This window comes from Pseudomonas glycinae, assembly GCF_001594225.2.
Classification (GTDB): Bacteria; Pseudomonadota; Gammaproteobacteria; order Pseudomonadales; family Pseudomonadaceae; genus Aquipseudomonas; species Aquipseudomonas glycinae.
The window spans coordinates 3,822,788-3,848,980 of record NZ_CP014205.2 but is presented as its reverse complement, the minus strand read 5'-3'; the positions used below and the strand labels follow the sequence as shown (position 1 = coordinate 3,848,980).

The window sequence follows — 26,193 nt, the reverse complement described above, 5'->3', positions numbered from 1 at the left end:
AGAACTCCGAAAGTGAATAAAGGAAGGCTTCAGGCGATGACGCGCAGGCGCTTGAGTTCGAAATGTTCGAGGAACGCCTCGGCCTGGCTGCGGAAATGCTGGATATGGGCGCTGGCATCGTGGGCTTGCAGGGCTTCGTCGCTGGCCCACTGCTCGATCATGTAGAAGGCCAGCGGATTGGCCAGATCCTGGTGCAGTTCGTACTGACCGCAACCGGCTTCGGCGCGGGTCGGTTCGATCAGGGCGCGCAGGTGCTGTTCGAGGGCGTCCTGTTGGCCAGCTCGGGCAATCAGGGTGGCGATGGCGGTGAAAGGCTGGGACATGTTCGACTCCGGGACGGGATGAATTCGATGGATGGCATGATTGGCTATTTCTGTCGGAGATAAAACCGGCTAAAAGAGCAGTCTCTTTCAATATTTTTTTGATAATCGAGGCTCAGGATGCTGCGTTTTGATGACTTGCAGTTATTTGTCCGGGCGGCGGATCTGGGCAGTCTGTCGGCGGCTGCGCGGGTGATGGACATGTCCGCCGCGGTGGCCAGTGCCGCGCTCAAGCGGATCGAACAGCAATTGGGCGCGCGTTTGTTGGCGCGCTCCACCCGCAGTCTGCGGCTGACGGCCGAAGGTGAAGGGTTTCTTGAATACGCCCGCGCTGCCTTGAGCAACCTCGATGAGGGGCGCCGCCTGCTGGCCAGCGGGCAGGATCAGGTCAGCGGGATTCTGCAGCTGTCGGCGCCTTCGGATTTCGGTCGCAACCTGCTGTTGCCATGGCTCGACGACTTTCAGCGCGAACACCCGAAACTGACGGTGCGTCTGCTGCTGGGCGACCGTATCGCCGATCTGTTTCGCCAGCCGGTGGACATCGCCTTGCGCTACGGCGAGCCGGAGGACTCGAGTCTGGTGGCGTTGCCGATTGCCCCGCACAACCGCCGGGTCTTGTGCGCCTCCCCCGCCTATCTGGCACGGCACGGCGAGCCGCTGCATCTGGAACAGCTCGCTCAGCACAACTGCCTGCTGTATATGCTCGGCGGCCGGGTGCATGACCACTGGAGTTTTCATGACGGCAAGCGTGAGGTCGGCCTGACCGTCAGTGGCGATCGCTTCAGTGACGACGCCGACGTGGTGCGTCTGTGGGCGGTCGCGGGAGCGGGGATCGCCTACAAGTCGTGGCTGGATGTGGCCGGCGATGTGCTGTCGGGACGGCTGAAAGTGCTGTTGCCGGAGCTGCTTTGCGAACGCGCTCCGCTGAATTTGCTGTGCGCCCATCGCGCACAATTGAGTAAGCCGGTGAACCTTCTGAGGGAAATGCTCGCCAGTCGTTGCGCTGAATTGAGTAGCCGATTTCCCGTTTTCCCGGCGACTGATCATTAGTCGCAGGTAAATAGCGAAATTTCTCTCAGGAACAATCACCAGCCACGACCGCTCCGGCGCAGGACTCGGCGAACAACCCGCTTATACTAGCGACCGCCTGATGCCCGCACCAAAAGGCTGACACGAGAACAATCAGACCGCACCGGCGGGGTAGGGACGATGGTCGCGACAACGCTGCGGTTTCCTTGCCGTGGCGCGCTGCCTCGCCTCGACTCAAGGCATTTTGCGCGCCTTGGCCGACGACAGATTACTGGTCAAGATGTCTATGAGCAGTAGACGATACGATTCAACAGGGAGTGAATACATGGAACATGCACCTTGCATCAGCCAGATCGCCACGTTGCTGGCCGATCCCAAGCGCAGCGCGATGATGTGGGCGTTGATGGATGGCTCGGCCCGGCAGACCGAGGAACTGGCGTTGCTGGCGGGGCTTTCGCCGTCGTCGGCCAGTGCGCACCTGGGGCGTTTGTCCGCTGGCGGTCTGTTGAAGGTCGAGGCGCGCGGTCGCAAACGCTTCTTCCGCCTGGCGGCTCCCGAAATCGGCGCGGCCATCGAAGCCCTGGCCAGCGCCACACTGGCCAGTGCTCCGCGAGAAATTCCCGACGTATTCAAGCGTGCCTCGCCCGTCTTCAGACCCCAGGCCGCGCCCTCGTCACTGCTGCGCGCCCGGTTCTGCGACGACCATCTGGGGGGAACGCTGGCCGCCGACCTGTACCAGCGACTGCTCGACGCCGGCTGGATCGAGCAGCTTGAAAACCGGGTGGTCGTGACACACAAAGGCTCGACGCAACTGGCCGGGCGCGGCGTGTACATCCAGGCGCTGGCCCACCGCAATGCGCAAGTGGCTTGTGCCTGTCCGGACTGGAGCGAACGTCGCCCGCACATGGGCGGATCGCTGGGGGCAGCGCTGCTGCAGTTGTTCATGCAGTCGGGCTGGCTGGTGCTGCCCAACGATTCCCGAGCCCTGCAACTGACGGCGGCAGGCCAGCGGGAAATTCATCGGTTTGCCTGTGAAACCGAACTGGAAATGGCGTTGTAGAGCGCCTTCTTCCACAGATTCGCTGTTGAACGTCGTCAACGGCTGCGGAAAAGTCGCATCTGGCACAAGTGCGCAACCGCTATCGCGCACACTCGATCCGGAGATTTTTCGGATTGAGGAGGTGGCATGGACACGGGTAACTTCAGCGCGGCGGATCGACTGGAGCGTCTGCCAGTCAGCAGTTATCACCGGATCATCTTCATCATCATTGCCCTGGCGTTCTTCTTCGACTCCATGGATCTGGCGATGATGACCTTCCTGCTCGGCTCGATCAAAGCCGAGTTCGGCCTGAGCAGTGCCGAGGCCGGTCTGCTGGCCAGTTCAAGCTTTTTCGGCATGGTGCTGGGGGCGTCGCTGTCCGGATTACTGGCGGATCGGTTCGGTCGCAAACCGGTGTTCCAGTGGAGCATCGTCCTGTGGGGGCTGGCCAGTTACCTGTGTTCCACGGCGCAGACGGTCGAGAGCCTGACGCTGTTTCGCATCCTTCTGGGAATCGGCATGGGCATGGAGTTTCCGATTGCCCAGTCGATGTTGTCGGAGTTGATCCCCGCCCAGCGTCGGGGGCGCTACATAGCGCTGATGGACGGTTTCTGGCCGCTGGGTTTTGTCGCAGCGGGTGTGCTGTCGTATTTCCTGCTGCCGTTGATCGGCTGGCGCGACATCTTTCTGGTGCTGGCGGTGCCGGCGGTATTCGTGCTGGCGATCCGCTTTTTCATTCCCGAGTCGCCGCGCTGGCTGGAACAGGCCGGCAAGCATGACGCAGCGGACAAGGTATTGCGCGGCATTGAGGCGCGGGTAAAGGCATCGCTCGGCGGTGCCGCATTGCCGGAACCGGTTCGCCTGCCACGGAGCGTGACACCTCCGGGGCATTTCCTTTCGGCGCTGAAGCAGATCTGGTCGCCGCTTTATCGCCAACGCACGACGATGATCTGGAGCCTGTGGTTTTTCGCCCTGCTCGGTTTCTACGGCCTGACCTCGTGGCTCAGTGCGTTGCTGCAACAGTCGGGTTTTGCCGTGACCCAGTCGGTGTATTACACGGTGCTGATTTCCCTCGGCGGGATTCCCGGCTTCCTGATGGCGGCCTGGCTGGTGGAGCGCTGGGGACGCAAGCCGGTGTGCATCGTCACGTTGCTCGGCGGTGGGGTGATGGCGTTTCTTTACGGGCAGAGCGCAGTGTTCGGCGGTAACGTGGCGCTGCTGATCGGCACCGGTCTGTTGATGCAGTTTTTTCTGTTCGGGATGTGGGCGGTGCTCTACACCTACACGCCGGAGTTGTATCCGACCTCGGCGCGAGCGACCGGCTCGGGGTTTGCCTCGGCCATCGGGCGCGTGGGGTCGTTGCTTGGGCCGCTGGTCACCGGGCTGGTGTTTCCGATTACCGGGCAGGGCGGGGTGTTTGCGCTGGGGGCGTTGTGCTTTGCGATTGCGGCGGGAGTGGTGTGGCTGTTCGGGATGGAGACCCGGGGCAAGACGCTGGAAGAGCTGACTGAAACCGAGATGCTCAGCTGAATACAGCACCCTGTGGGAGCGGGCTTGCCCGCGATGGCGGACCGTCAGTCAACATTGATGTTGGAAGTGATGGCCTCATCGCGGGCAAGCCCGCTCCCACAGTTTTTGTATTGCTCTTTATGGTTTTACCAGGCGCGCATCCAGGCTGTTCTGCGCCAGACGCTTGGCCTGATCCTGAGTCATGCCCAGGTGGGTGTGCAGCGCATGGAAGTTCTCGGTCACGTAACCACCGAAGTACGCCGGGTCATCGGAGTTCACCGTGACTTTCACGCCACGCTCGAGCATGTCGAGGATGTTGTGCTGGGACATGTGATCGAACACGCAGAGCTTGGTGTTCGACAGCGGGCACACGGTCAGCGGGATCTGCTCATCGATGATCCGCTGCATCAGGCGCTCGTCTTCGATGGCACGTACGCCATGGTCGATGCGCTGGATTTTCAGCAGGTCGATGGCTTCCCAGATGTACTCCGGCGGGCCTTCTTCGCCAGCGTGAGCCACGGTCAGGAAACCTTCATGACGGGCACGGTCGAACACGCGCTGGAACTTGCTCGGCGGGTGGCCCATTTCGGAACTGTCCAGGCCTACCGCAACAAACGCATCACGGAACGGCAGCGCCTGGTCGAGGGTTTTCTGTGCTTCGTCTTCGCTCAGGTGACGCAGGAAACTCAGGATCAGGCCGCTGGTGATGCCCAGTTGCTGCTCGCCATCCTTCAGCGCGGCGGCGATGCCGTTGAGCACCACTTCAAACGGGATGCCCCGGTCGGTGTGGGTCTGTGGATCGAAGAACGGCTCGGTGTGAATCACGTTCTGTTCTTTGCAGCGCAGCAGGTAGGCCCAGGTCAGGTCGTAGAAATCCTGGGAGGTGCGCAGCACGTCGGCGCCCTGGTAATACAGGTCGAGGAATTCCTGCAGGTTGTTGAAGGCGTAAGCCTTGCGCAGGGTTTCGACGTCGCTCCACGGCAGGGCGATCTTGTTGCGTTCGGCCAGGGCGAACAGCAGCTCGGGCTCCAGCGAGCCTTCGAGGTGCAGGTGCAGTTCGGCCTTGGGCAGGGCGTTGAGCCAGTCGTACATATTCTTTTCTCATCAGGTGCAATGGCGAGCATTCTACAGATGCCCGCCGAAACAATTGGCAAAACCTGACCAACCGATCCATCACACCGCTTCCTGCTCCCGTCGATAGGCGTAGGTATCGGCGAAGCGCGACAGCAGGAATTCGGCGCAGGTGGTGGTCGGATATTTCGCCGGATGCTGTGCGTCCTGGCAACCGGGCAGGCACTCGATGCGAGTGTCCGGGTGTGGTTCGGCGAAGAACGGCATCGAGTAGCGATCCACCCCGAGCGGGCTGATCACCCGGTGCGGGGTCGAGCGATAACGGTCGTTGCTCCAGCGCGCCATCATGTCGCCGAGGTTGACCACGAAGGTGCCGTCGATGGGCGGTGCGTCGATCCATTGGCCTTTGACGTTTTTCACCTGCAAGCCGCCGGCCGCGTCCTGATACAGCAGCGTGATGCAGCCGTAATCGGTGTGCGCGCCCGCACCTTGCTGTTCGGCGGAACTGGCGGTGTGGCGCGGCGGGTAGTGGATCATCCGCAGCACGCTGACCGGCTCGTTGAAGCGCGTGTCGAAGAAGTCGCGCTCGATGCCCAGCGCTAACGTCATGGCCCGCAGCAGGGTTTGCGCGAGCGCTTGCATGTCGAGGTAGTGCTGTTCCATCAACGTTTCCCAGCCGGGAATGGCAGGATGACGGTTGGGGCCACGCAAGGGTTTTGCTGCCAGCACCTCGGGATGATCGGCCGGCAGGTGCAGGCCCATGTCGAAGGTTTCCTTGAGGTCGCTGGGTTTGTCGGGGTCGAGCTGTTCGGTGGCGATGGCCCCGTAGCCGCGGTGATGACGGGTCTGGGTGATGTCGATCCTGAGCTTTTCTGCTTCCGGCAGCGCGAAGAAGCGTTGCGCGTGATCGAGCAGGGATGCAATGCGCTGCGCAGAAATCGGGTGACCCTTGATGTAGAAAAAGCCCCATTCGCGGCAAGCGTGGTCGATCTGTTCGGCGACGGCCGGCCAGGCGTTCTGGTCGTCGGAGTAGAGCGGCGAGATGTCGATGATCGGAAGCTGATCCATACACAATCCTTGAAAGGTATAAGGGGGATCGTTCCCACGTCGAGGCGTCGAACCGTCTGCGTGGGAATGCCTCAATGGACGCTCCGCGTCCGCTTTCGGCAGGGACGCGGAGCGTCCCGGCTGCATTCCCACGCGGAGCGTGGGAACGATCACAGGGTAGATGTTGGAATTTACTTCGGCATCTCGGCCTTCATGCCTTCGACGTAGTAATTCATCGACGCCAGTTCGGCGTTGGTGGCGCTGACCCCCGCCGGGATTTTCTCGGCCCCGGCCTGATCCTTGATCGGCCCGGTGAACGGTTGCAGGGTGCCGCTCTTGATGTCAGCGATGATCTGCTCGGCTTCGGCCTTCACCGGTGCCGGCACCAGATCGCTGATCGGCAGTTCGACTGTGCCTTCCTTCAGGCCGCCCCAGTAGTCCTGGGATTTCCAGTTGTGGTCGATCACGCTCTGGGTCGCCTGAATATAGTGCGGCGCCCAGTCGTTGACGATCGAGGTCAGCACCGCTTTCGGGCCGAAGTGCGCCATGTCTGAAGCGTAGCCCACGGCATACACACCACGTCGTTCGGCAGCCTGGATCGGCGCCGGGCTGTCGGTGTGCTGGAACACCACGTCCACGCCCTGATCGATCAGCGCGTTGGCGGCGTCGGCCTCTTTGCCTGGGTCGAACCACGAGTTGACCCACACCACTTTGATTTCGGTGCCGGGGTTGTACTTGTTCAAGGCCAGTTGAATGGCGTTGATGTCACGGATCACTTCCGGGATCGGGAACGAGGCGACGTAGCCGATCTTTTTGGTCTTGGTCATCTTCGCCGCGAGGAAGCCACCGACGTAACGGCCCTCGTAAGTGCGCGCGAGATAGGTGCCGAGGTTCTTGTCCTGCTTGTAGCCGGTGGCGTGTTCGAAGGTCACCTTGGGAAACTGCTTGGCGACTTTCACCGTCGGGTTCATGTAGCCGAACGAGGTGGTGAAGATCAGGTCGTAATTGTCCTTGGCCATGTTGCGGATCACCCGCTCGGCGTCGGCGCCTTCGGCGACATTTTCCACGTAGTTGGTGGTGATCTGCGTGCCGAGTTTTTCCGCCAGCGCCTTGCGCCCCTGTTCATGCTGATACGTCCAGCCGTGGTCGCCGATGGGGCCGATGTAGACGAAGCCGACTTTCAGTGGATCGGCGGCACTGGCGCTCAGGCTGAGGCCAAGGCCCATGGCGATGGACAGCAGTGTTTGCAGTGGACGTTTTTGCATGAACGCGTACTCCCTTTTGTTGTGTGTGGGGAGGGCAATGCAAAAGGCTGACCAAGCGGACAACAATCTGGCTTGAAACCGAGGCGCGCCCATCGCGGGCAAGCCCGCTCCCACAAAAACGCCGCGATCCCTGTGGGAGCGGGCTTGCTCGCGAAGAGGCCGTAAAGGCCAATAAAAGTGCAGGCGTAGATAAAGCTGCCATCGGCTGGTGCGCTAAGGTGTAACGAACCATTAGCGCCGCCCCGCAGTCAGTAGCTCATTCGCACTCTTCGGTAAAAAGGCCCGCCATGCTCACCATCCTCAAGCAAGAAAGCTTTCTGCTGCTGGCCCTGATCGCCGCCCTGGTCGCGTATCCACTGGAGCACTGGTTGCTGCACAGCGGCCAGATCGTCGCGCTGACGGCCGGGCTGGTGCTGATCGCGTTCATCGTCGCCGCCTCGATGCGCGTCGCCCATCAGGCCGAATTGCTTGCGGAAAAAGTCGGCGACCCGTACGGCACGATGATCCTGACCCTCGCCGCCGTGCTGGTGGAAGTGGTGATCCTGGCGATCATGATGAGCAACGAAGCCTCGCCGACTCTGGTGCGCGACACGATCTATTCGGCGGTGATGCTCGACATCAACGGCATCCTCGGCCTCGCCGCGCTGATGGGCGGGATCAAGCATGGCGAGCAGTCCTACAACGATGATTCGGCCCGCAGTTACAGCGTGATGATTCTCACCGCCATGGGCGTGTCGATGGTGGTGCCGGAGTTCATCCCCGAGGCTAACTGGAAAATCTATTCGGCGTTCACCATTGGCGCGATGGTGCTGCTTTATGCGTTGTTCCTGCGCATGCAGGTCGGGCCGCACAGCTACTTTTTCAGCTACAGCTACCCGGACAAACGCCGCAGGAAAGAGCCCGTGGAACAGGAGCCGAAACCGGTCAGCCTGGCGCTGTCGGTCGGCATTCTGGTGTTCGGTGTGGTGGTGATTGGCGCACTGGCCGAGGTGATGTCCAAGACTCTCGATCTGGGCCTGGAAGGCACGGGCGCACCGCCGGTGATCACGGCGATTCTGGTGGCGGCGATTTCGGCGGCACCGGAGATTCTGACGGCGTTGCGCGCGGCGTTGGCCAATCGTATGCAGTCGGTGGTCAACATTGCGATGGGCGCTTCGTTGTCGACGGTGATTTTGACGGTGCCGGTGATGGAGGCGATGGCGCTCTATACGGGGCAGCCGTTTCAGATGGCGATGACGCCGGTGCAGACGGTGATGATCTTTATCACGCTGATCGTCAGCGCGATCAACCTCAATGACGGCGAGACCAATGCCATTGAGGGCATGACCCACTTCGTGCTGTTTGCGACGTTCATCATGTTGTCGCTGCTGGGGTTGTGATTGATCGTTCCCACGCTCTGCGTGGGAATGCCGCAAGGGACGCTCCGCGTCCTACGCTGGGACGCAGAGCGTCCCGATATGCATTCCCACGCGGAGCGTGGGAACGATCAGAGGAGGGATCAGGTACCGGCGATCAACTGCCGAGCCGCCTGGCTGTGATCGGCAATCAGACCTTTGAGATCCAGCCCTTCAACCTGCCCGTCAACCACGCGCCACTTGCCGCCGACCATCACCCGATCCGCACGATCCGCGCCGCACAACAGCAGCGCCGAGATCGGGTCATGGCTGCCGGAGAAACGCAGCTCATCGAGCTTGAACAACGCCAGATCCGCCTGCTTGCCCACCGCCAATTCACCGATATCGGTACGGCCCAACAGGCTCGCCGAACCCTTGGTCGCCCAGCCCAGCACACGTTCCGGGGTGATCTTTTCGGCGCCATAGCGCAGGCGCTGGATGTACAGGGCCTGACGCGCTTCGAGGATCATGTTCGACGCATCGTTGGACGCCGAGCCATCCACGCCGAGACCGAACAGTGCGCCGGCATCGGTCAGTTCGATGCTCGGGCAGATGCCGGAGGCCAGACGCATGTTCGAGCTCGGGCAGTGGCAGATGCCGGTACCCGCTGCGCCGAGGCGGGCGATTTCGTCGGGGTTGAAATGGATGCCGTGGGCCAGCCACGTGCGCGGGCCGAGCCAGCCAACGCTGTCCAGATAATCCACGGTGCGCAGGCCGAAGCGTTGCAGGCAGAAATCTTCTTCGTCGAGGGTTTCGGCAAGGTGGGTGTGCAGACGCACATCGAGTTTGTTTGCCAGTTCGGCGCTGGCGGACATGATTTCCGGGGTCACCGAGAACGGCGAGCACGGCGCCAGCGCGATCTGGATTTGCGCGCCGTCGCCACGTTCGTGGTACTCGTGAATCAGCCGCTGGCTGTCGTCGAGAATCACCTGGCCTTCCTGCACGGTCTGCTGCGGAGGCAGGCCGCCGTCCTTCTCGCCGAGGCTCATCGAACCACGGGTGAGCATGGCGCGCATGCCCAGTTCGCGCACGGTTTCGACTTGCACGTCGATGGCGTTTTCCAGGCCATCCGGGAACAGGTAGTGATGGTCGGCAGCGGTGGTGCACCCCGACAACAGCAACTCGGCCAGTGCGACTTTGCTGGCGAGGGCAAGTTTTTCAGGCGTCAGGCGCGCCCAAACCGGATACAGGGTTTTCAGCCACGGGAACAACGGCTGATTGACCACCGGCGCCCAGGCGCGGGTCAGGGTCTGATAGAAGTGGTGATGGGTGTTGATCAGGCCCGGAAGGATCACGTGCTCACGGGCATCGAACACTTGATTGCATGGGGTCGATGGCTGCTGGCCGGCGCCGAGCACTTCGGTGATCACACCGTCTTGCAGCACCAGACCGCCACGGGCATCGAGACCGTTGGCCGTGAAAATGGCGAGGGGATTTTTTAACCAGATACGGGTCGCAGGCATTGCGGCCGGCTCCTCTGAAAGTTGGGTTCAGGGTTGCCAGCTCAGTGTTGCCCTGTCTGCTGATCCAGGGTCGCCGCGAGGGGCGATGTGCGGAGTTTCGAACAAAATGTTGCGACGGGCAAGCCCAACCCGACCAGACACCGGGATAACCCTGCGGGGGCAAGCCCCCCACAGGGTCCAGTGATTACCAGGGAATGGTTTCACCCTTGTAGTTCACGAAATGATGGCCGCCCTTGCCGGCGAACGCATCTACCTGATCCACCAGGCCACGGGTGCTGGTCTCCACGTCGATGTCGGCACCTTCGCCGCCCATGTCGGTTTTCACCCAGCCCGGATGCAGCGACAGCACGGTGAGTTTCTGCTCGCCCAACTGCGTGACGAAGCTGTTGGTCATCGAGTTCAGCGCCGCTTTGCTGGCCTTGTACAGCGCCAGTTCCGGCGCGTCGGGCATGGTCACGCTGCCGAGCACCGAACTCATGAACGCCAGTACGCCGCTGCCGTCGCGGATCTGCCCGACAAAGCGCTGGGCCAGATTGATCGGTGCCACCGCGTTGGTGAAGAACAACTGACCGACTTCCGCCAGCGTCGCGCCGCCCGGAGTTTGCACGTCAGGGCCTTTGACTCCGGCGTTGACGAACAGCAGGTCAAAGGTCTCGCCCTTGAGCTTCTGGCTCAGGGCGATCACCGCTTGCTGGTCGTCCATGTCGAGTTTTTCGATTTGCACGTTGCCCAGTGCTTCGAGAGCCTCGGCATTGGAAGGATTGCGAACCGTGGCGGTGACTTGCCAGCCGTCGGCCAGCAGGGTTTTCACCAGTCCCAGGCCCAGGCCCCGGGAGGCGCCGATGATCAATGCGTGCTTGGCAGGATTAAGTGCGGACATGATTGGCTTTCCTTGAAAGTTGAAAGATCACGGGTTCAATGGACAACGTTGACCGAGCCGATGTTGCAATTCCTGGCGCAACTCACCGAGTTCAGCCATGCGGGTTTCGACCAGCTTGAGTTTGTCTTGCAGCAGTTGCGTGACGGTGGTGTCGGGGTTTGGCGAGTGCCACAACGCGCCAACGCTGTTGCCGATCTCGCCAAGGGTAAAGCCCAGACGTTGCGCCGTCTTGATGTACAGCACCAGTTGCACCATCTCCGGCGGATAGTCGCGATAACCGTTGGCGCTGCGTTGCGCCGCGATCAATCCGCGCTCCTCGTAAAAACGCAGCGTGTCACGGCTGACATCGCAGGCCTGGGCCAACTCACCGATGCGCATCTTGCAGGTCTCGAAAGTGTTTGACCCTGGAGCATACTCCAGGCTTTACCGTGGTTGCTCCCTGAATTTTTGGAGCAAGGATGATGTGGACTTCAACGCAGTATCGGCAGGTGGTGCGCGGCAGCGCCTGGTATGACTTGATCGTGACGGCGGCGTTTGTCACGCCGTGGAGTTTTGCTGTGTTGCATGGGTTGCTGACGGCGCTCAGTCAGGCGCTGGAGCTGCCCGGCGAGCTGCCGCCGTTCGAACCTGCGCACCTGTTGATAGCCAATTTGTTCGGTTCGGTGGTGTGCATGTGGGCGGTGCTGCGGATTCGTGATCCGCAGCCGGTTTATGGGCGCTATGACGCGGTGACGAGGTTTCTGTTCGCCGGTTGGATGACGTATGCAGTGGCCCACGGCGCCAGCTCGTTGGTGGTGGGATTCCTGATTCTCGAAGTGGCGTGGGGCATTGCTCAGGCGTTGCCGGTTCGGTCGCTGTCGCGAGCCGTAACGGCTTAGTGCCCGGCCTGCCACGGCTGCCCCAGTGATACCGGCGCATACAGCCGTGTACGCACTGCATCGCGCGACAACAACACCAGCACCAGAATCGTCGCGGCGTACGGCAACATCGCCAGCAGACTCGAAGGAATCGCCAGCCCCAACCCCTGCGCCACCAGGTGCAGGATGCTGGCGAGTCCGAAAAGATACGCGCCGAGCAGCAAGCGCCACACCCGCCAACTGGCGAACACCACCAGCGCCAAGGCAATCCAGCCGCGTCCGGCGGTCATGTTCTCGGCCCACATCGGCGTGTAAGCCAGCGACAGATAAGCGCCGGCCAGTCCGGCCATCGCCCCGCCGAACAACACCGCCAGTGTGCGCACGGTCAGCACCGGCAAGCCCATGGCACTGGCCGCATCGGGGTTCTCGCCGACCGCTTGAATGATCAGCCCGACACGGCTTTTCACGATCACCCACGCCACCAGCGCAAACAGCGCGAATGACAGGTACACCAGCAGATCCTGGGCAAACAGCATCCGACCGATCAGCGGGATTTCACTCAAGAATGGAATCGCCAGCGGCTCGAATCCCGCCAGCGGTTTGCCAACCCACGCCGCGCCGACAAAGGTCGACAGGCCGACGCCGAAAATCGTCAGCGCCAGCCCGGTGGCCACCTGATTGGCGTTGAATACCAGCGCCACCAGCGCAAACAGCGACGACAGCAGCATCCCGGCGAGCATCGCCAGCACGACGCCCAACCAAAGGTTGCCGCTGTTGAACGCGACGATGAAACCGATCACCGCGCCAAACAGCATCATGCCTTCCTGCCCGAGGTTGAGTACGCCGCTCTTCTCGCAAATCAATTCACCCAGCGCCACCAACAGCAGTGGCGTACCGCAGCGCACCATGGCGTAGAAAATATTGCTCAGCAGATCGATATCCATCACAGCGCTCCGGCGGTTACGGCGGTGGTAGAAGTGCGCCGCACCCAGCGCAGATTAAGACGTGGCCGATAGAGGATCAGCACGTCACAGGCCAGCAGGAAAAACAGCATCATTCCCTGGAACAACTGAGTGATTGCCTGCGGCAGATTCAGCGTCATCTGCGCGCTTTCGCCACCGATGTACAGCAGCGCCATCAACAGGCTGGAAAACAGAATCCCGATCGGGTTGAGCCTGCCGAGAAACGCCACGGTGATCGCCGCGTAGCCGTAGCCCGGCGAGACCTGTGGCACCAGTTGACCGATCGGCCCGGTGACTTCACAGACACCGGCCAGTCCAGCCAATCCTCCGCTGATCAGCAGTGCAAGCCAGATCAGCCGCTTCTCGCGAAACCCGACAAATCCCGCCGCACGCTTGTCGAGGCCCAGCACTTTTATCTGGAAACCGACGAAGCTTTTCTGCAACAACACCCACACCGCGACCAGCGCGAGCAAGGCGAAATAAACGCCGATGTGTGCCCGACCGTCTTCCATCAACAGTGGCAGGCGGCTGGCGTCGCTGAACATTGCCGACTCGGGAAAGTTGAATCCGGCCGGATCCTTCAGCGGCCCGTGTACGCAGAACAGCAACAGGTTCAGCGCGATGTAATTGAGCATGATGCTCGTAAGGATTTCGTTGGCGTTGAAGCGTGTGCGCAACCAGGCGGTGAGCCCGGCCCAGGCAGCGCCGGCGAAGGTGCCGGTGAGCAGGATCAGCACCAGCGCCCAGCGGCTTTGCATGTCGATGATGTTCACCGCCAGCGCACTGCCGGCCAGGGCGCCGAGCAGCAACTGGCCTTCGGCGCCGATGTTCCAGATCCGCGCCTGATAAGCCACTGCGAGGCCCAACGCACACAACAGGATCGGCAAGGTTTTGACCAGCAGCTCGGAGACGCCATACAGGTCGCTGATCGGGGCGATCAACAACGTGTGCAGGGTTTTCAGCGGATCGTGGCCAAGGGCGACGAACAGCAAAGATCCGCAGACCAGTGTCAGCGCCGCCGCCAGCACCGGCGAGCACCACAGCATCAGGCGCGATTGCCGGCCACGGGGTTCGAGGGAAAGCAACATGGAAAAACTCCGTTAAACCGTGGCCGGTTGTGATTGAGGGGTGTCGAACTGGCCGGCCATCCAGCCGCCGACGTCGCTGAGGCGGGTTTGCGCCGTGTCCTGTAACGCTGACAGGCGCCCGCCGCACAGCGCTCCGAGGCGGTCGCTGATCTGGAACAGTTCGTCGAGGTCTTCAGAGATCACCAGAATCGCCGCCCCGGCATCGCGCAGGGCAATCAGCGCCCGGTGGATGGTGGCCGCCGCGCCGACATCCACGCCCCAGGTCGGGTGCGCGGCGATCAGCAGTTTCGGTTGCTGGAGGATTTCCCGGCCGAGGATGAATTTCTGCAGGTTGCCGCCGGACAGGCTGCGGGCGGCGGTCTGGGTGTCCGGGGTTTTCACGCCGAAGCATTGGATGATCGTTTGGGCGAGGGCTTCGACCTTGCCGCGTTCGATCAAGCCGTGGCTGACCAGGCCTTGTTGAAAGGCGGTGAGCAGGGCGTTGTCCGCCAGACTCATGTCCGGCACTGCGCCATGCCCGAGGCGTTCGGCGGGGACGAACGCCAGGCCGAGTTTGCGTCGCGCATCCGGGCGCTGATCGGCGACGGCATGTTCCTGGAAGCAGATGGTTTGCGCTACGTCGAGGGGCAGTGTCTGTTCGCCGCTGAGCAAGGCCAGTAATTCGTCCTGACCGTTGCCCGCCACGCCGGCAATGCCGACGATTTCGCCGCTGCGCACCTGCAGGTCGATGTCGCTCAGGGAGCAGCCGAAGGGATCCGGGTTGTGCCAGTTCAATCCACTAACTTGCAAAAACGTTGCGCCACCGGTGACCTTGGTAAAGTCGCCGATCAAGGTCGCGGCGTCACCCACCATCAATTGCGCCAGTTGCCGATCAGTGCAGTCTGCGGGCACGCAATGCCCGGCCACCCGACCACCACGCAACACTGTGGCGCTGTGGCACAAGGCGCGCACCTCGCCGAGTTTGTGGCTGATGAACAGAATGCTGCAGCCCTCGGCCGCGAGCCGGCGCAGGGTGACGAACAACTCGTCGGCTTCCTGCGGCGTGAGCACCGAGGTCGGTTCGTCGAGAATCAGCAGGCGAATGTCCTGCATCAGGCAACGAACAATCTCGACCCGTTGCCGCTCGCCGATCGACAGGCTGTGGACAAGTCGCTGGGGCTCAAGCGCCATGCCATATCGGCGCGACACTTCACGGATTTTCGCCTCCAGCTGTTTCGGCGAACCGGCCGCTGCGCCCATCGCCAGTGCAATGTTTTGCGCCACGCTCAAGGTCTCGAACAACGAGAAATGCTGAAACACCATGCCGATGCCCAACTGCCGCGCCTGGGCCGGGTTGCGCATAGTCACCGGTTGACCCTGCCAGAGCATCTCGCCTGAATCGGCCTGGGTGACGCCGTAGATGATCTTCATCAACGTGCTTTTACCTGCACCGTTTTCACCGAGCAGAGCGTGGATTTCACCGGGAGCGATGCTGAGGTCGATGGCGTCATTGGCGAGGCAACCGGGATAACGTTTGCTGATATGGCGCAGTTGCAGGCGCGGTATGGGCGTGGGGTTTGACATGACAGGCTCGGGTTGCTTGGAGTTGTGCCTGTGGATAAAGCAATTTCCTGGCCATTGAGTCAGGAACGCAGGCGGCTGCTGTTTGCCAGCCTTCGGCGCAGAGCCTGTGAATCGAATTCGGTTGCCTGCACGGCACCACTTGGGGGCAAAGCCTTTGATCAGGCTCCAGTTTTGCCCGCATCCGACTGATCAAAAAACGAGCAACCCCGTCGAAGCCATGCAGAACCTGCGACTGCGCGAGGCATGAACGGCTTATCCACAGGTTGCTCCACAGTATTTGTGCGCAAGACAAAATCCCGGGCATAAGCACCGCCGGGCTTTCTTCCAAAGGCGATAAACGACGCTAAGCGATTGTTTTTACGTGAAATTGTTTGTCGCGATGGGCGATTGGACGAAAAGTGAACAAATCCCGCAAAGCCACGTGACAGAAGGGTTACAGCATCCTGTGCTCAGGTTATCCACAGCCGGGTGCACAGCGGATGTGGGCAAGTCACGGGTATAAGCAAATCGGCTTGTGCCCTAAAACATGGCGGGGCTTCAACGTTGCAGCAGGATGCGCCCACGGCTCAGATCGGCCAACTGATTCTGCAGCAGCGCGATGTGCGCTTCGCCCACGGCCAGTTGCAATTCGACGCCGTTGGCGGTGAAGTTTTCTTCGATCACCAATCCGCCCAGATCCGCGACCCGCAGCTTCACCAGCGCCAGTTCGCCAAAGGCGCAAGCGCAACGCACGGGCACGCGACTGATCAATTCGATCTTCGGCGCAGCCTGCAGACATTTGTTGGCACCGCCGCCATAGGCCCGGGCCAGACCGCCGGTGCCCAGTTGAATGCCGCCGTACCAGCGGATCACCAGTACCGCGACCTGATCGCATTCCTGCGCTTCGATGGCCGCGAGGATCGGCCGCCCGGCAGTGCCGCCGGGTTCGCCGTCGTCGTTGCTGCGGTACTGATCGCCGAGTTTCCACGCCCAGCAATTGTGCGAGGCGTTCAAGTCGCTGTGCTGCTCGATGAAGGCTTGCGCCTCGGCAGGGCTGGTGATCGGCGCGGCGAAGGTGATGAAACGGCTTTTGCGGATTTCTTCGCGGAACTCGCAAAAGCCGCTGAGGGTGAAGGACATAAAGCGACTTATATAGAAGAAGTGAGGCCGCAGCCTTTGAGGATGATGCGGATCAGATTGTTGCCGGCGTCTTCCATGTCCTGTTTGGTCAACTTGCTGCGACCGGTCACCCGGCAGATCTGGGTGGCGAAGTCGGCATAGTGCTGGGTGCTGCCCCACAACAGGAAGATCAGGTGCACCGGGTCGACCGGGTCCATTTTGCCCGCGTCGATCCAGGCCTGGAACACGCCGGCGCGGCCCTGGAACCAGGCGCGGTAATCCTGGTTGAAATATTCGGTCAGGCATTCGCCGCCGCTGATCACTTCCATTGCAAAGATCCGCGACGCTTGCGGCTGGCGACGGGAGAATTCCATTTTCGCGCGGATGTAGCGGGTCAGCGCTTCGGCCGGATCGTCCTCGGCCGTGAGAGAGTTGAAGGTGCTGTCCCACAATTGAAGAATGTTGCTCAGCACCGCTACGTACAACCCGAGTTTGTTGTTGAAGTAGTAATGCAGATTCGCCTTTGGCAGCCCGGCCTTGGTGGCGATGGTGTTCATGCTCGTGCCTTTGTACCCGTGACGGGCGAACTCGTCTTCGGCGGCTTTGATGATGGTCTCTTCATTCTTTTGACGAATGCGGCTGGCAGGTTTGCCGCCGTGAGCGGGGACTTCAAAGGTCATAGGCACTTCCGGGTTGGTCTGTGGGGTGCAACCAGTTGCGTTGATAGCGCAACCACCGGCGCGGGACAAGCCCCGATCAAATAAAACTCCGGTCCTCAGCGAGTGGCGGCCAGGCTTTCGAGAAAACTTTCCAGGACCAGATGAGGGCGACGGCCCTTGCGGGTGACCGAGGCCAGGCTCAAATCATAGAAGCGGGTACTGGCCTTGAGCGCGCGCAAGCGACCTTGTTGAACCCAGAGACTGGCGTAGTGATCCGGCAGGTAGCCGATGTAACGCCCGGCCAGAATCAGGAATGCCATGCCTTCACGGTCGGAAGCACTGGCGGTGCAATTGAGCGCCTGATAGTGCGCCTGGATTTCCGCCGGCAAACGGAAGGTCGGGGCAATGGCGTCCTGACTGTTCAGACGTTCGTCATCCAGCTGTTTATCGTCGACGTAAAACAGCGGATGGCCGACCGCGCAGTAAAGTAGCGAGCGCTCGCTGTACAGCGGCTGGTATTCCAGTCCCGACAACGCACTGGCCTGCGGCACCACGCCGACGTGCAGGCGACCGTCGAGCACGCCTTGTTCGACTTCATTGGGGGCGATCATGCGGATCTGGATTTGTACGTCCGGCCCGCGCTCCTTCAACTGCGCCAGTGCATGGGTGATGCGCATGTGGGGCAGGGTGACGAGGTTGTCGGTCAGGCCGATGATCAATTCACCGCGCAGGTGCTGGTGCAGGCCGTTGACCTCGGTGCGGAAACTTTCCAATGCACTCAGCAGCTGCAAAGCCGACTGATAGACCTCGCGGCCTTCTTCGGTCAGGGAGAAACCGGCGCGCCCGCGTTGGCACAGGCGCAGGCCGAGGCGTTGTTCCAGATCGCTCATCTGCTGGCTGATCGCCGAGCGACCGATGCCGAGCACGGTTTCCGCCGCCGAGAAGCCGCCGCACTCCACCACGCTGCGAAAAATTCGCAGCAGGCGAATGTCAAAGTCACTGACCTGGGCCAGCGGATCGGGGCGGCGGCTGCTCATGCTGTCGTTCTCATTGTTTAGCAGAGTTCTAACTGAAGGTTAGAAGAGTTGAATTTCACCGACTTTATCCCCGTGGCAATTTAGCTGCAACAACGCTTTCTATCGCTCTGAAGCTTATTGCCCTGCGAGGTTTTGCCCGATGAACATGCCTGAAAACGCGCCGTCGCCACTGGCCAGCCAACTGAAGCTGGACGCGCACTGGATGCCGTACACCGCCAACCGCAACTTCCAGCGTGACCCGCGCCTGATCGTTGGTGCCGAAGGCAGCTGGCTGATCGACGACAAGGGCCGCAAGGTGTACGACTCGCTGTCCGGTCTGTGGACCTGCGGCGCCGGGCATACCCGCAAGGAAATCCAGGAAGCGGTGGCCAAGCAGTTGGGCACCCTCGATTACTCGCCGGGCTTCCAGTACGGCCACCCGCTGTCGTTCCAGCTGGCGGAGAAAATCACCGACCTGACGCCGGGCAACCTGAATCACGTGTTCTTCACCGACTCCGGTTCCGAGTGCGCCGATACCGCGGTGAAAATGGTCCGTGCTTACTGGCGCCTGAAAGGCCAGTCGACCAAGACCAAGATGATCGGCCGCGCCCGTGGCTATCACGGTGTGAACATCGCCGGCACCAGCCTTGGCGGCGTCAACGGCAACCGCAAGCTGTTCGGTCAGGCGATGATGGATGTCGATCACCTGCCGCACACTTTGCTGGCGAGCAATGCTTTCTCCCGTGGCATGCCGGAGCAGGGTGGTATCGCCCTGGCCGATGAGCTGCTGAAGCTGATCGAATTGCACGATGCTTCGAACATCGCAGCGGTGTTCGTTGAGCCGATGGCCGGCTCCGCTGGTGTGCTGGTTCCACCACAGGGTTACCTCAAGCGTCTGCGTGAAATCTGCGATCAGCACAACATCCTGCTGGTGTTCGACGAAGTGATCACCGGCTTCGGCCGTACCGGCACCATGTTCGGCGCCACCACCTTCGGCGTGACCCCGGACCTGATGTGCATCGCCAAGCAAGTGACCAACGGCGCGATCCCGATGGGCGCGGTGATTGCCAGCTCCGAGATCTACCAGACCTTCATGAACCAGCCGACCCCGGAATACGCCGTGGAATTCCCGCACGGTTACACTTACTCGGCACACCCGGTGGCTTGCGCCGCAGGTCTTGCGGCACTCGACCTGCTGCAAAAGGAAAACCTGGTACAGAGCGTGGCCGAAGTCGCACCGCATTTCGAAAATGCCCTGCATGGTCTGAAAGGCGCGAAGAATGTCATCGACATTCGTAACTTCGGCCTGGCCGGTGCGATCCAGATTGCGGGCCGTGACGGCGACGCCATCGTGCGCCCGTTCGAGGCCGGCATGGCGTTGTGGAAAGCCGGGTTCTACGTGCGCTTCGGTGGCGACACCCTGCAGTTCGGCCCAACCTTCAACAGCAAGCCGCAAGACCTTGATCGTCTGTTCGACGCGGTCGGCGAAGTGCTGAACAAGCTCGACTGATTTTTCCTTCTATATAGATACGCCAATGGCAGGCGCCCCTTGCGGGCGTCTGCGCACAAGAATTCAGGAGTTCCCCGATGAGCGTTATCCCGCATTTGATCAATGGCGAACTGGTGACCGAGAACGGTCGCGCGGTCGATGTGTTCAACCCGTCCACCGGTCAAGCTATCCACAAGCTGCCGCTGGCCAGCCGCGAAACCATCCAGCACGCCATCGATGCCGCCAAGGCTGCGTTCCCGGCCTGGCGCAACACGCCACCGGCCAAACGTGCCCAGGTGATGTTCCGTTTCAAGCAACTGCTGGAGCAGAACGAAGCGCGCATCGCGCAGTTGATCAGCGAAGAACACGGCAAGACCCTGGAAGATGCTGCCGGTGAACTGAAGCGCGGTATCGAGAACGTCGAGTTCGCCTGCGCAGCGCCGGAAATCCTCAAGGGCGAGTACAGCCGCAACGTCGGCCCGAACATCGATGCGTGGTCGGACTTCCAGCCGCTGGGCGTGGTGGCCGGCATTACGCCGTTCAACTTCCCGGCGATGGTGCCGCTGTGGATGTATCCGCTGGCGATCGTCTGCGGTAACTGCTTCATCCTCAAGCCGTCCGAGCGTGATCCGAGCTCGACCCTGCTGATCGCGCAACTGCTGCTGGAAGCCGGTCTGCCGAAAGGCGTGCTGAGCGTAGTGCACGGTGACAAGACTGCGGTGGACGCGCTGATCGAAGCGCCGGAAGTCAAAGCGCTCAGCTTCGTGGGTTCGACGCCGATTGCCGAATACATCTATGCCGAAGGCACCAAGCGCGGTAAACGCGTTCAGGCCCTGGGCGGCGCAAAGAACCATGCGGTACTGATGCCGGATGCAGATCTGGACAACGCGGTCAGCGCACTGATGGGCGCGGCTTACGGTTCCTGCGGCGAACGCTGCATGGCGATTTCGGTAGCTGTGTGTGTGGGCGATCAGGTGGCGGACGCACTGGTGGCCAAACTGGTTCCTCAGATCAAGGCGCTGAAAATCGGTGCCGGTACTTCGTGTGGTCTGGACATGGGGCCGCTGGTCACCGGTCAGGCGCGCGACAAGGTCAGCGGTTATGTGGAAGACGGCGTGGCGGCGGGCGCGACCCTGGTGGTCGACGGTCGTGGTCTGAGCGTTGCCGGTCATGAAGAAGGCTTCTTCCTCGGTGGTTGCCTGTTCGACAACGTCACGCCTGAAATGCGCATCTATAAAGAAGAGATCTTCGGGCCGGTGCTGTGCGTCGTCCGGGTGAACAGCCTGGAAGAGGCGATGCAGCTGATCAACGATCACGAATACGGCAACGGCACCTGCATCTTTACCCGTGACGGTGAAGCGGCGCGTCTGTTCTGCGACGAGATCGAAGTCGGCATGGTCGGGGTCAACGTTCCACTGCCGGTGCCGGTGGCTTACCACAGCTTTGGCGGCTGGAAGCGTTCGCTGTTCGGCGACCTGCATGCCTATGGTCCCGATGGTGTTCGCTTCTACACTCGTCGCAAGGCGATCACTCAGCGCTGGCCACAGCGTGCGAGCCATGAGGCTTCGCAGTTTGCATTCCCTAGCTTGTAAGTAGAAGGGCAGTGCAAGGAAGGCCGACCTTTAAGGTCGGCCTTCGCGTTTCGGGGCTTTTTTGACCGATATGACAGATTTATGAAATTAAGGGTTGACGGCAGATTCTGAGTCTCTATAATTCGCACCACTTCCGGCGCAGTCGAAACGGAAAACTCCTTGAGATTCAATGAGTTAAGTAAGTTTCGAAGCGGGTCGCTTCAGTTTATCGAGGCCTGGAAGGAGTTGGAAATGCCGGTCTGTTTGGCGCTTTCAACGGTTCGATCTTCAAAGTGATAAAACCGCGCCGCCTCACCCGCCAGCGCAACAATCAGCTCCTGCGGCTCATCCCCAAGAAAGATCGCCGCCCGCGACAGGCTGTTGTGGATTTCCGGCCGCTCGACACTCGGCAACGGAAACCGCGTCCGCCGGTTCTCGTGGTCAACCCAGACCACCGCAGCGCCCTCGACCTCCAGCCGATGCGCCAGCGAATGACTCCAGCCAAACCCCAGCCCGACATCGATCTCGACCGCACTGGTGCGATACAAGCGGCTGAACTCAAACGGCAGCAGCCCGTCGAGCACACCATCGGTCAGCGTCAGCAGCTCTTCGCCGGTGACCATCGACACCGGGCAGCCATTGGTGCAGGTTCGGGGTGCACAATCGGCGCTGTCACCGTTGGGATTTTTCGCCTGATCCGGGGTGTCGTCGTGGTGCTCGTCTTTTTTCAGGGAGGCATTGCGCCGGGCATCCCAGCGCAATTGCATGCGGCCCTTTTTCACCCCGGCGGCGATGCCCCGTGCGGCGACGGATTTGTACTGGTTCACGTAGCCGATGAAGGTGCTGACGATGCCGAACATCGCCTTCACCAGGCGCGTCACCGCCGACAGCAACTGAGCGCCACGATCCGCCAGACGCAAGGTCAGATACGCAATCCCCGCCCCGGCACCAACGAAGGTCAACACAACGCCGATCAACACATCGATCAGCAGTTGCACCACTACCATCGATACCGCCTCGGCGGTTTTCCCGGCAATTTCACTGGGTGGCAGCATCTCCAGCCAGAGGCTGGCAGTTCGCAGCAACAAACACAGCGCTGCTTCGTCACTGACCAGTAACTGAAGCTTCTCCATCATTTCCGGCGCGGTTTCTGCCAGCGCGATCAGCTGTGCGGCGCCACTGCCCAACCGCTCGGCAAACTTTCCGGGGTCCTTGAGAATCTCCGACAGCAACCCGATGCTGTCCCACACCCCCTCGATCGCCGCCCAACTCCCGGCCAGCATGCCGTTCCCGGCTGCCGTGGCCACCGACTGCGACCACTGCAGCTTGAAACCCTGCCACTCGCTGCGCAGCCAGCCATCCAGCTGCCGAGTCAGGCCATCGTAGGATTCGAAAAGCGCATCAACCTGCTGCTCGCTGGCGCCGCCGTGCACCACGACCCGATAAAACTTGCCTGCTTCACCGGTGAACACCCCTTTGCCCTGAACATCCAGGGTGACGGACTCGACTGCACCGCCTTCCACCGCCACCACATCGACAACGATGTCGCCCAACGGAATGTCGTACGCCGACTCGAACTTGCTCTCGATCTCCATTCGCCCGGAATACGGGCATTGCACGACCGCAGAGGAGAAGCGGTTGTCGTCAATCGCAACCGCCGTGCTGTGCTCGCCGAAACGGATGATCCGCTCCATCCCCATCAGCGAAGGCAGATCAGCTGCATGACTGACGCCGTCTGCCGAGCGACTGAGCCAGTGCTTGAGCTGCTCGCGATAGAGATCAAGGGTGCGGGGAAAGCTGTCGAGTTCTTGCTCGATGCGGGTGACGGCATCCATCAGCGCATTTCCATGCGCATGGCGAAACGAAAAACCGGGTCAAACATGTGCGTTCCCTCGCGCAAAAATCAGGCGAGGGACTTTGCGGGGGATCAATCAGAAAAGAAGTCAGGCGAGTAGGCAGAGGATGTAGGAGAAGTCTGTAACTGCTTTTTTATCGAACTGCAGACGCAAAAACGGGGCGGGAGGTTTCCCTCGCGCCCCGTTCACGGAACAGATGACTTGCTTATCGAGAAGCGTCCCGGCCGGCCAGCTCTTTCAACTTGAGCTCGGCCAACGGATGCCCGGCCTTCGCGGCCATCGTCCACCAGCGAGCGGCTTCCGAAGGATCCGGCGCTTTGCTCGGTGTACCTGCCAGACTGATGACACCCACCTGATACGCCGCTTTGCCATCACCGGCCAGCGCCGCCAGTCGCAGCAACCGCACACCCTCTTCACGTGCGCCCAGGCCAACCCCGCGAAATGTCAGGATGTGTCCGTAAAAACTCTGCGCGCCGACATCGCCCAGATTGGCCATGCGCGCAAACTGCCCTTCGAGCCAGCGCCAGCCGCGGGGCTGACGAACAAACCACGACCAGTGAAACAGCCTACGGGCCAGCCAGTAACTGGCCCGCGCCTTGAGTCGTAAAAACACTCAAGCCTCCGCCGATTCCGGGTACTCGTACTCAAAGACCCGCACCACTTCCGAAGCATGCCAGGAGGCGGCGGCAACACCGTCGGACGGCCCGGAAAAACGCCCCAGACGCTCGACACATTCAAAGAATCCGGTGCGTGGCAGGCGACTGGCGCCCTGGCTGATCACCAGCGAGCTGCGCAATGGTTGTTCGGCTTTCGCGTCCAGTGCCGCGAGGTGCTCCAGTGCAGCGGTCAATGTCTGCATGGCCGGCGTCGGCAGTTGCAGGCGTTCAAGCAACGCTCGATAAGTCAAAAGATGGCGCTGCCTGCGCGCCTGATCCAGCTCCCCCAGCAATCCGTCCCAATGTTGACGACTGATGCGTACGCTCACAATTGTTCCCTCCACCCTGGCACCGTCAACTCCCAGGCCAGGCTGCGGCGAATCGCGGCGTCGGGCAGACGCTCGCCACTTTCGATCATGGCCAGGTAAGACGGGCTGATGCCTACCGTGCGGGCCAGCGCCTCGATGGCGATGCCCTTCCCTTCGCGCAAACTGCGTAACTGATCCAGACCTGGAAGAATCGGGTCCGGGGTTGCCGCAAGCGGCGCCGGAGCCGGTTGCGACGGTGCTTCGTTGATGCCTGCTGCTTTCAGTAGAGCCTGATACTGAGCCCATGGCAAAACCGCATATTCGGGTTCGCCATCGCGTGCAATTATCTGAATATCCATGACTACCCCGTAGGACAACAACACTTAGCGAGTCGGCACTTTTCCCTAGAAGTGTAATCCTAACAGCGGCCAAGGTCGTGGGGGGTATCTATCTGTGTACGAGGCTGTCGCGATTCAGGACTTTTTCGGCCCCTGAAGCTGAAGTTGCTCGGGCGTATCGGGCAGACGCTCGACCACTCTGAGCTTTTCCGGCGCCTGGCGCTGACGCCACAGGCGGAAGGCATTCAGTTCATCGTCGAGGGTTTTCATCAGCCAGGCGAGGACGGCGATGTCATCGAGCATGCCGAACATGGGAATGAAATCCGGGATCGCATCCACCGGACTGAGGAAATACATAAGACCGGCCACTACCGAAACGATCGCCTTGGCGCTGATCGCACGGTACTCGCCGCGCCAGTACGCCAGACACAGTGCCTGCAACAGACGCAAATCGTCCTTCAGCTTGCCGAGACGATTGCCTTGGGCGGCGCCTTTGCTGGCGACGGCGAACAACAAGGTCGGCAAGCGGCCTCGAGCCAACAAGCGGCCGGCCAAAGGCAGGAATCGGGCGAAATTCCATGGCGCTTTCATTTATTTCTCCCGTTGAAATGTTATCCACACAAATTGTGGATAACCTTGTGAACAGAGCTGCATTTCAGCGCTGAGAGCCCCGTTTCATAAGGGCTGCGCTTAAATCGGGCGTTTTTTACTCACATAAAAAATCCCAATATTTCATTGACTTGGCGGTTCCAGACGTCTAGCGCTGACAACCTTAAAGTCTAGGACTGCCCTGGCCGGCATCGGTTCGGTCTGTTTACGCCGACCATCGTCCAGATGCAACAACGCCCCGCATAAGCGAGGCGTTGTTGGGGAAACCGGTGCCGAAGTTTATTGCTTGGCGGCAGCGGCGTCTTCTTTGGCTGGATCCTTGATGGCCAGCAGCTCCAGGTCGAAGACCAGAACCGAGTTGGCCGGAATTGCCGGGCTTGGCGATTGTGCGCCGTAAGCCAGATCGCTAGGGATGTACAGCTTGTACTTCTCGCCAACGTGCATCAGTTGCAGGCCTTCGACCCAACCCGGGATCACACCGCTGACCGGCAGATCGATCGGGCTGCCGCGCTCGACGGAGCTGTCGAAGACGGTGCCGTTGGTCAGCTTGCCGGTGTAGTGAACGGTCACGACATCGGTAGGCTTGGGCTGCGGGCCGTCGGCTTTCTTGACCACTTCGTACTGCAGACCGGAAGCGGTGGTGGTAACGCCAGCCTTCTTGCCGTTTTCTTCGAGGAATTTCTTGCCGGCGGCTGCCGACTCTTCGCTCATCTTGGCCATGCGCTCTTCGGCACGCTTTTGCAGCGCGGCGAAAGCTTCGACCAGTTCTTCATCTTTCAGCTTCTGTTCTTTCTTGCCGACGGCATCTTCGATGCCCTGGGCTACCGCTTTGGAGTCCAGATCATCCATGCCTTCCTGAGCAAGGCTCTTGCCCATGTTCAGGCCGATACCGTAGGAAGCTTTTTGCGCCGGGGTTTTCAGCTCTACGCTGGTCTGCGAATCACAACCCGCGAGTACCAGGCTAACCAGGGCAACCGCCGCCGCCAACCGATGCTGTTTCATGCTATTTCCTTGTTCATGCGCCGAAAGGGCAATCGAGTAAAGCCGCGAGCTTATCAGGCCGCCACGACCAATGGCTACCGGCATGAGAGCAGGAATCTTCCGAT

At 61.0% G+C, this 26,193-nt stretch carries 25 protein-coding genes and 1 pseudogene; 7 read left to right on the top strand and 19 right to left on the bottom strand.

What is annotated here, in order from left to right; genetic code table 11:
• Positions 1–29: 29 nt before the first annotated feature.
• Positions 30–323 (bottom strand): putative quinol monooxygenase, encoded by a 294-nt coding sequence (locus AWU82_RS17570; RefSeq protein ID WP_064379284.1) that lies wholly within the window; start codon positions 321–323, stop codon positions 30–32.
• 117 nt (positions 324–440) lie between these two features.
• Between AWU82_RS17570 and vimR the strand changes: the two genes are divergently transcribed.
• From vimR to AWU82_RS17555, 3 genes are all read left to right on the top strand, one after another.
• Entirely contained in the window at positions 441–1,370 is a 930-nt protein-coding gene (vimR, locus tag AWU82_RS17565; RefSeq protein WP_064379286.1) for a transcription regulator VimR, read from the top strand.
• A 304-nt stretch (positions 1,371–1,674) separates the two neighbouring features.
• Positions 1,675–2,409 (top strand): ArsR/SmtB family transcription factor, encoded by a 735-nt coding sequence (locus AWU82_RS17560; protein ID WP_064379288.1) that lies wholly within the window; start codon positions 1,675–1,677, stop codon positions 2,407–2,409.
• 126 nt (positions 2,410–2,535) lie between these two features.
• Positions 2,536–3,918: an MFS transporter gene (locus AWU82_RS17555; RefSeq protein ID WP_064379290.1), complete on the top strand. Its 1,383-nt coding sequence runs from the start codon at positions 2,536–2,538 to the stop codon at positions 3,916–3,918.
• A 117-nt stretch (positions 3,919–4,035) separates the two neighbouring features.
• Here the strand turns inward: AWU82_RS17555 and AWU82_RS17550 are convergent, their stop codons facing one another.
• The 3 genes from AWU82_RS17550 to AWU82_RS17540 form a co-directional block, all read right to left on the bottom strand.
• On the bottom strand, positions 4,036–4,989 hold the full coding sequence (locus AWU82_RS17550; RefSeq protein WP_007958502.1) for an adenosine deaminase: 954 nt from the start codon (positions 4,987–4,989) through the stop codon (positions 4,036–4,038).
• A gap of 81 nt (positions 4,990–5,070) precedes the next feature.
• Positions 5,071–6,036, bottom strand: a complete 966-nt coding sequence (locus tag AWU82_RS17545) for an isopenicillin N synthase family dioxygenase (RefSeq protein WP_064379292.1) — start codon at positions 6,034–6,036, stop codon at positions 5,071–5,073.
• 170 nt (positions 6,037–6,206) lie between these two features.
• Entirely contained in the window at positions 6,207–7,280 is a 1,074-nt protein-coding gene (locus AWU82_RS17540; protein WP_064379295.1) for a BMP family ABC transporter substrate-binding protein, read from the bottom strand.
• 287 nt (positions 7,281–7,567) lie between these two features.
• Here AWU82_RS17540 and AWU82_RS17535 point away from each other — a divergent pair, with 287 nt between their 5' ends.
• The gene (locus AWU82_RS17535; RefSeq protein WP_064379298.1) at positions 7,568–8,659 is read left to right on the top strand and encodes a calcium:cation antiporter; all 1,092 of its coding nucleotides are present in this window, start codon (positions 7,568–7,570) and stop codon (positions 8,657–8,659) included.
• A gap of 119 nt (positions 8,660–8,778) precedes the next feature.
• Here the strand turns inward: AWU82_RS17535 and AWU82_RS17530 are convergent, their stop codons facing one another.
• The 3 genes from AWU82_RS17530 to AWU82_RS17520 form a co-directional block, all read right to left on the bottom strand.
• Entirely contained in the window at positions 8,779–10,137 is a 1,359-nt protein-coding gene (locus AWU82_RS17530; RefSeq protein WP_064379300.1) for an 8-oxoguanine deaminase, read from the bottom strand.
• 184 nt (positions 10,138–10,321) lie between these two features.
• Positions 10,322–11,017, bottom strand: coding sequence for an SDR family oxidoreductase (locus AWU82_RS17525; protein ID WP_064379301.1), 696 nt, complete (start codon positions 11,015–11,017; stop codon positions 10,322–10,324).
• A 27-nt stretch (positions 11,018–11,044) separates the two neighbouring features.
• Complete coding sequence (locus AWU82_RS17520) at positions 11,045–11,395, bottom strand: MerR family transcriptional regulator (RefSeq protein ID WP_011332318.1); 351 nt, start codon at positions 11,393–11,395, stop codon at positions 11,045–11,047.
• Positions 11,396–11,478: 83 nt separating this feature from the next.
• Here AWU82_RS17520 and AWU82_RS17515 point away from each other — a divergent pair, with 83 nt between their 5' ends.
• The gene (locus tag AWU82_RS17515) at positions 11,479–11,895 is read left to right on the top strand and encodes a hypothetical protein (protein ID WP_064384042.1); all 417 of its coding nucleotides are present in this window, start codon (positions 11,479–11,481) and stop codon (positions 11,893–11,895) included.
• Here AWU82_RS17515 and AWU82_RS17510 read toward each other — a convergent pair.
• From AWU82_RS17510 to AWU82_RS17485, 6 genes are all read right to left on the bottom strand, one after another.
• Positions 11,892–12,818, bottom strand: a complete 927-nt coding sequence (locus AWU82_RS17510) for an ABC transporter permease (RefSeq protein ID WP_064379304.1) — start codon at positions 12,816–12,818, stop codon at positions 11,892–11,894. The genes AWU82_RS17515 and AWU82_RS17510 overlap by 4 nt on opposite strands.
• Positions 12,818–13,924, bottom strand: coding sequence for an ABC transporter permease (locus AWU82_RS17505; RefSeq protein ID WP_064379306.1), 1,107 nt, complete (start codon positions 13,922–13,924; stop codon positions 12,818–12,820). Before AWU82_RS17505 ends, AWU82_RS17510 begins: the two co-directional genes overlap by 1 nt.
• Before the next feature lie 12 nt (positions 13,925–13,936).
• Positions 13,937–15,487: an ABC transporter ATP-binding protein gene (locus AWU82_RS17500; protein ID WP_064379308.1), complete on the bottom strand. Its 1,551-nt coding sequence runs from the start codon at positions 15,485–15,487 to the stop codon at positions 13,937–13,939.
• Positions 15,488–16,024: 537 nt separating this feature from the next.
• Complete coding sequence (locus AWU82_RS17495) at positions 16,025–16,606, bottom strand: IMPACT family protein (protein ID WP_064379310.1); 582 nt, start codon at positions 16,604–16,606, stop codon at positions 16,025–16,027.
• Between the two features lie 8 nt (positions 16,607–16,614).
• Positions 16,615–17,265 carry a TetR/AcrR family transcriptional regulator gene (locus AWU82_RS17490; protein WP_064379312.1) on the bottom strand — a complete coding sequence of 217 codons (651 nt, stop codon included), beginning with the start codon at positions 17,263–17,265 and terminating at the stop codon, positions 16,615–16,617.
• A gap of 95 nt (positions 17,266–17,360) precedes the next feature.
• The gene (locus tag AWU82_RS17485; RefSeq protein WP_064379313.1) at positions 17,361–18,281 is read right to left on the bottom strand and encodes a LysR family transcriptional regulator; all 921 of its coding nucleotides are present in this window, start codon (positions 18,279–18,281) and stop codon (positions 17,361–17,363) included.
• A 139-nt stretch (positions 18,282–18,420) separates the two neighbouring features.
• On the opposite strand from AWU82_RS17485, the gene aptA reads away from it, so the two are divergent.
• Together aptA and AWU82_RS17475 are read left to right on the top strand one after the other, a co-directional pair.
• Positions 18,421–19,770 (top strand): omega-aminotransferase AptA, encoded by a 1,350-nt coding sequence (gene aptA / locus AWU82_RS17480; RefSeq protein WP_011332325.1) that lies wholly within the window; start codon positions 18,421–18,423, stop codon positions 19,768–19,770.
• A gap of 77 nt (positions 19,771–19,847) precedes the next feature.
• Positions 19,848–21,341 carry a CoA-acylating methylmalonate-semialdehyde dehydrogenase gene (locus AWU82_RS17475; RefSeq protein ID WP_011332326.1) on the top strand — a complete coding sequence of 498 codons (1,494 nt, stop codon included), beginning with the start codon at positions 19,848–19,850 and terminating at the stop codon, positions 21,339–21,341.
• Positions 21,342–21,604: 263 nt separating this feature from the next.
• Here the strand turns inward: AWU82_RS17475 and AWU82_RS17470 are convergent.
• The 6 genes and pseudogenes from AWU82_RS17470 to AWU82_RS17445 form a co-directional block, all read right to left on the bottom strand.
• Positions 21,605–23,155 (bottom strand): annotated as a pseudogene (locus AWU82_RS17470) (DUF6531 domain-containing protein); the annotation flags it as partial.
• 226 nt (positions 23,156–23,381) lie between these two features.
• Entirely contained in the window at positions 23,382–23,789 is a 408-nt protein-coding gene (locus AWU82_RS17465) for an SEL1-like repeat protein (RefSeq protein WP_064378694.1), read from the bottom strand.
• Positions 23,790–24,161, bottom strand: a complete 372-nt coding sequence (locus AWU82_RS17460; protein ID WP_003223109.1) for a hypothetical protein — start codon at positions 24,159–24,161, stop codon at positions 23,790–23,792.
• Positions 24,158–24,499, bottom strand: coding sequence for a helix-turn-helix domain-containing protein (locus AWU82_RS17455; RefSeq protein WP_064378693.1), 342 nt, complete (start codon positions 24,497–24,499; stop codon positions 24,158–24,160). Before AWU82_RS17455 ends, AWU82_RS17460 begins: the two co-directional genes overlap by 4 nt.
• A gap of 114 nt (positions 24,500–24,613) precedes the next feature.
• On the bottom strand, positions 24,614–25,069 hold the full coding sequence (locus AWU82_RS17450) for a YkvA family protein (RefSeq protein ID WP_007950434.1): 456 nt from the start codon (positions 25,067–25,069) through the stop codon (positions 24,614–24,616).
• A gap of 297 nt (positions 25,070–25,366) precedes the next feature.
• Positions 25,367–26,089, bottom strand: a complete 723-nt coding sequence (locus AWU82_RS17445) for an FKBP-type peptidyl-prolyl cis-trans isomerase (protein ID WP_011333164.1) — start codon at positions 26,087–26,089, stop codon at positions 25,367–25,369.
• Between the last annotated feature and the right edge of the window lie 104 nt (positions 26,090–26,193).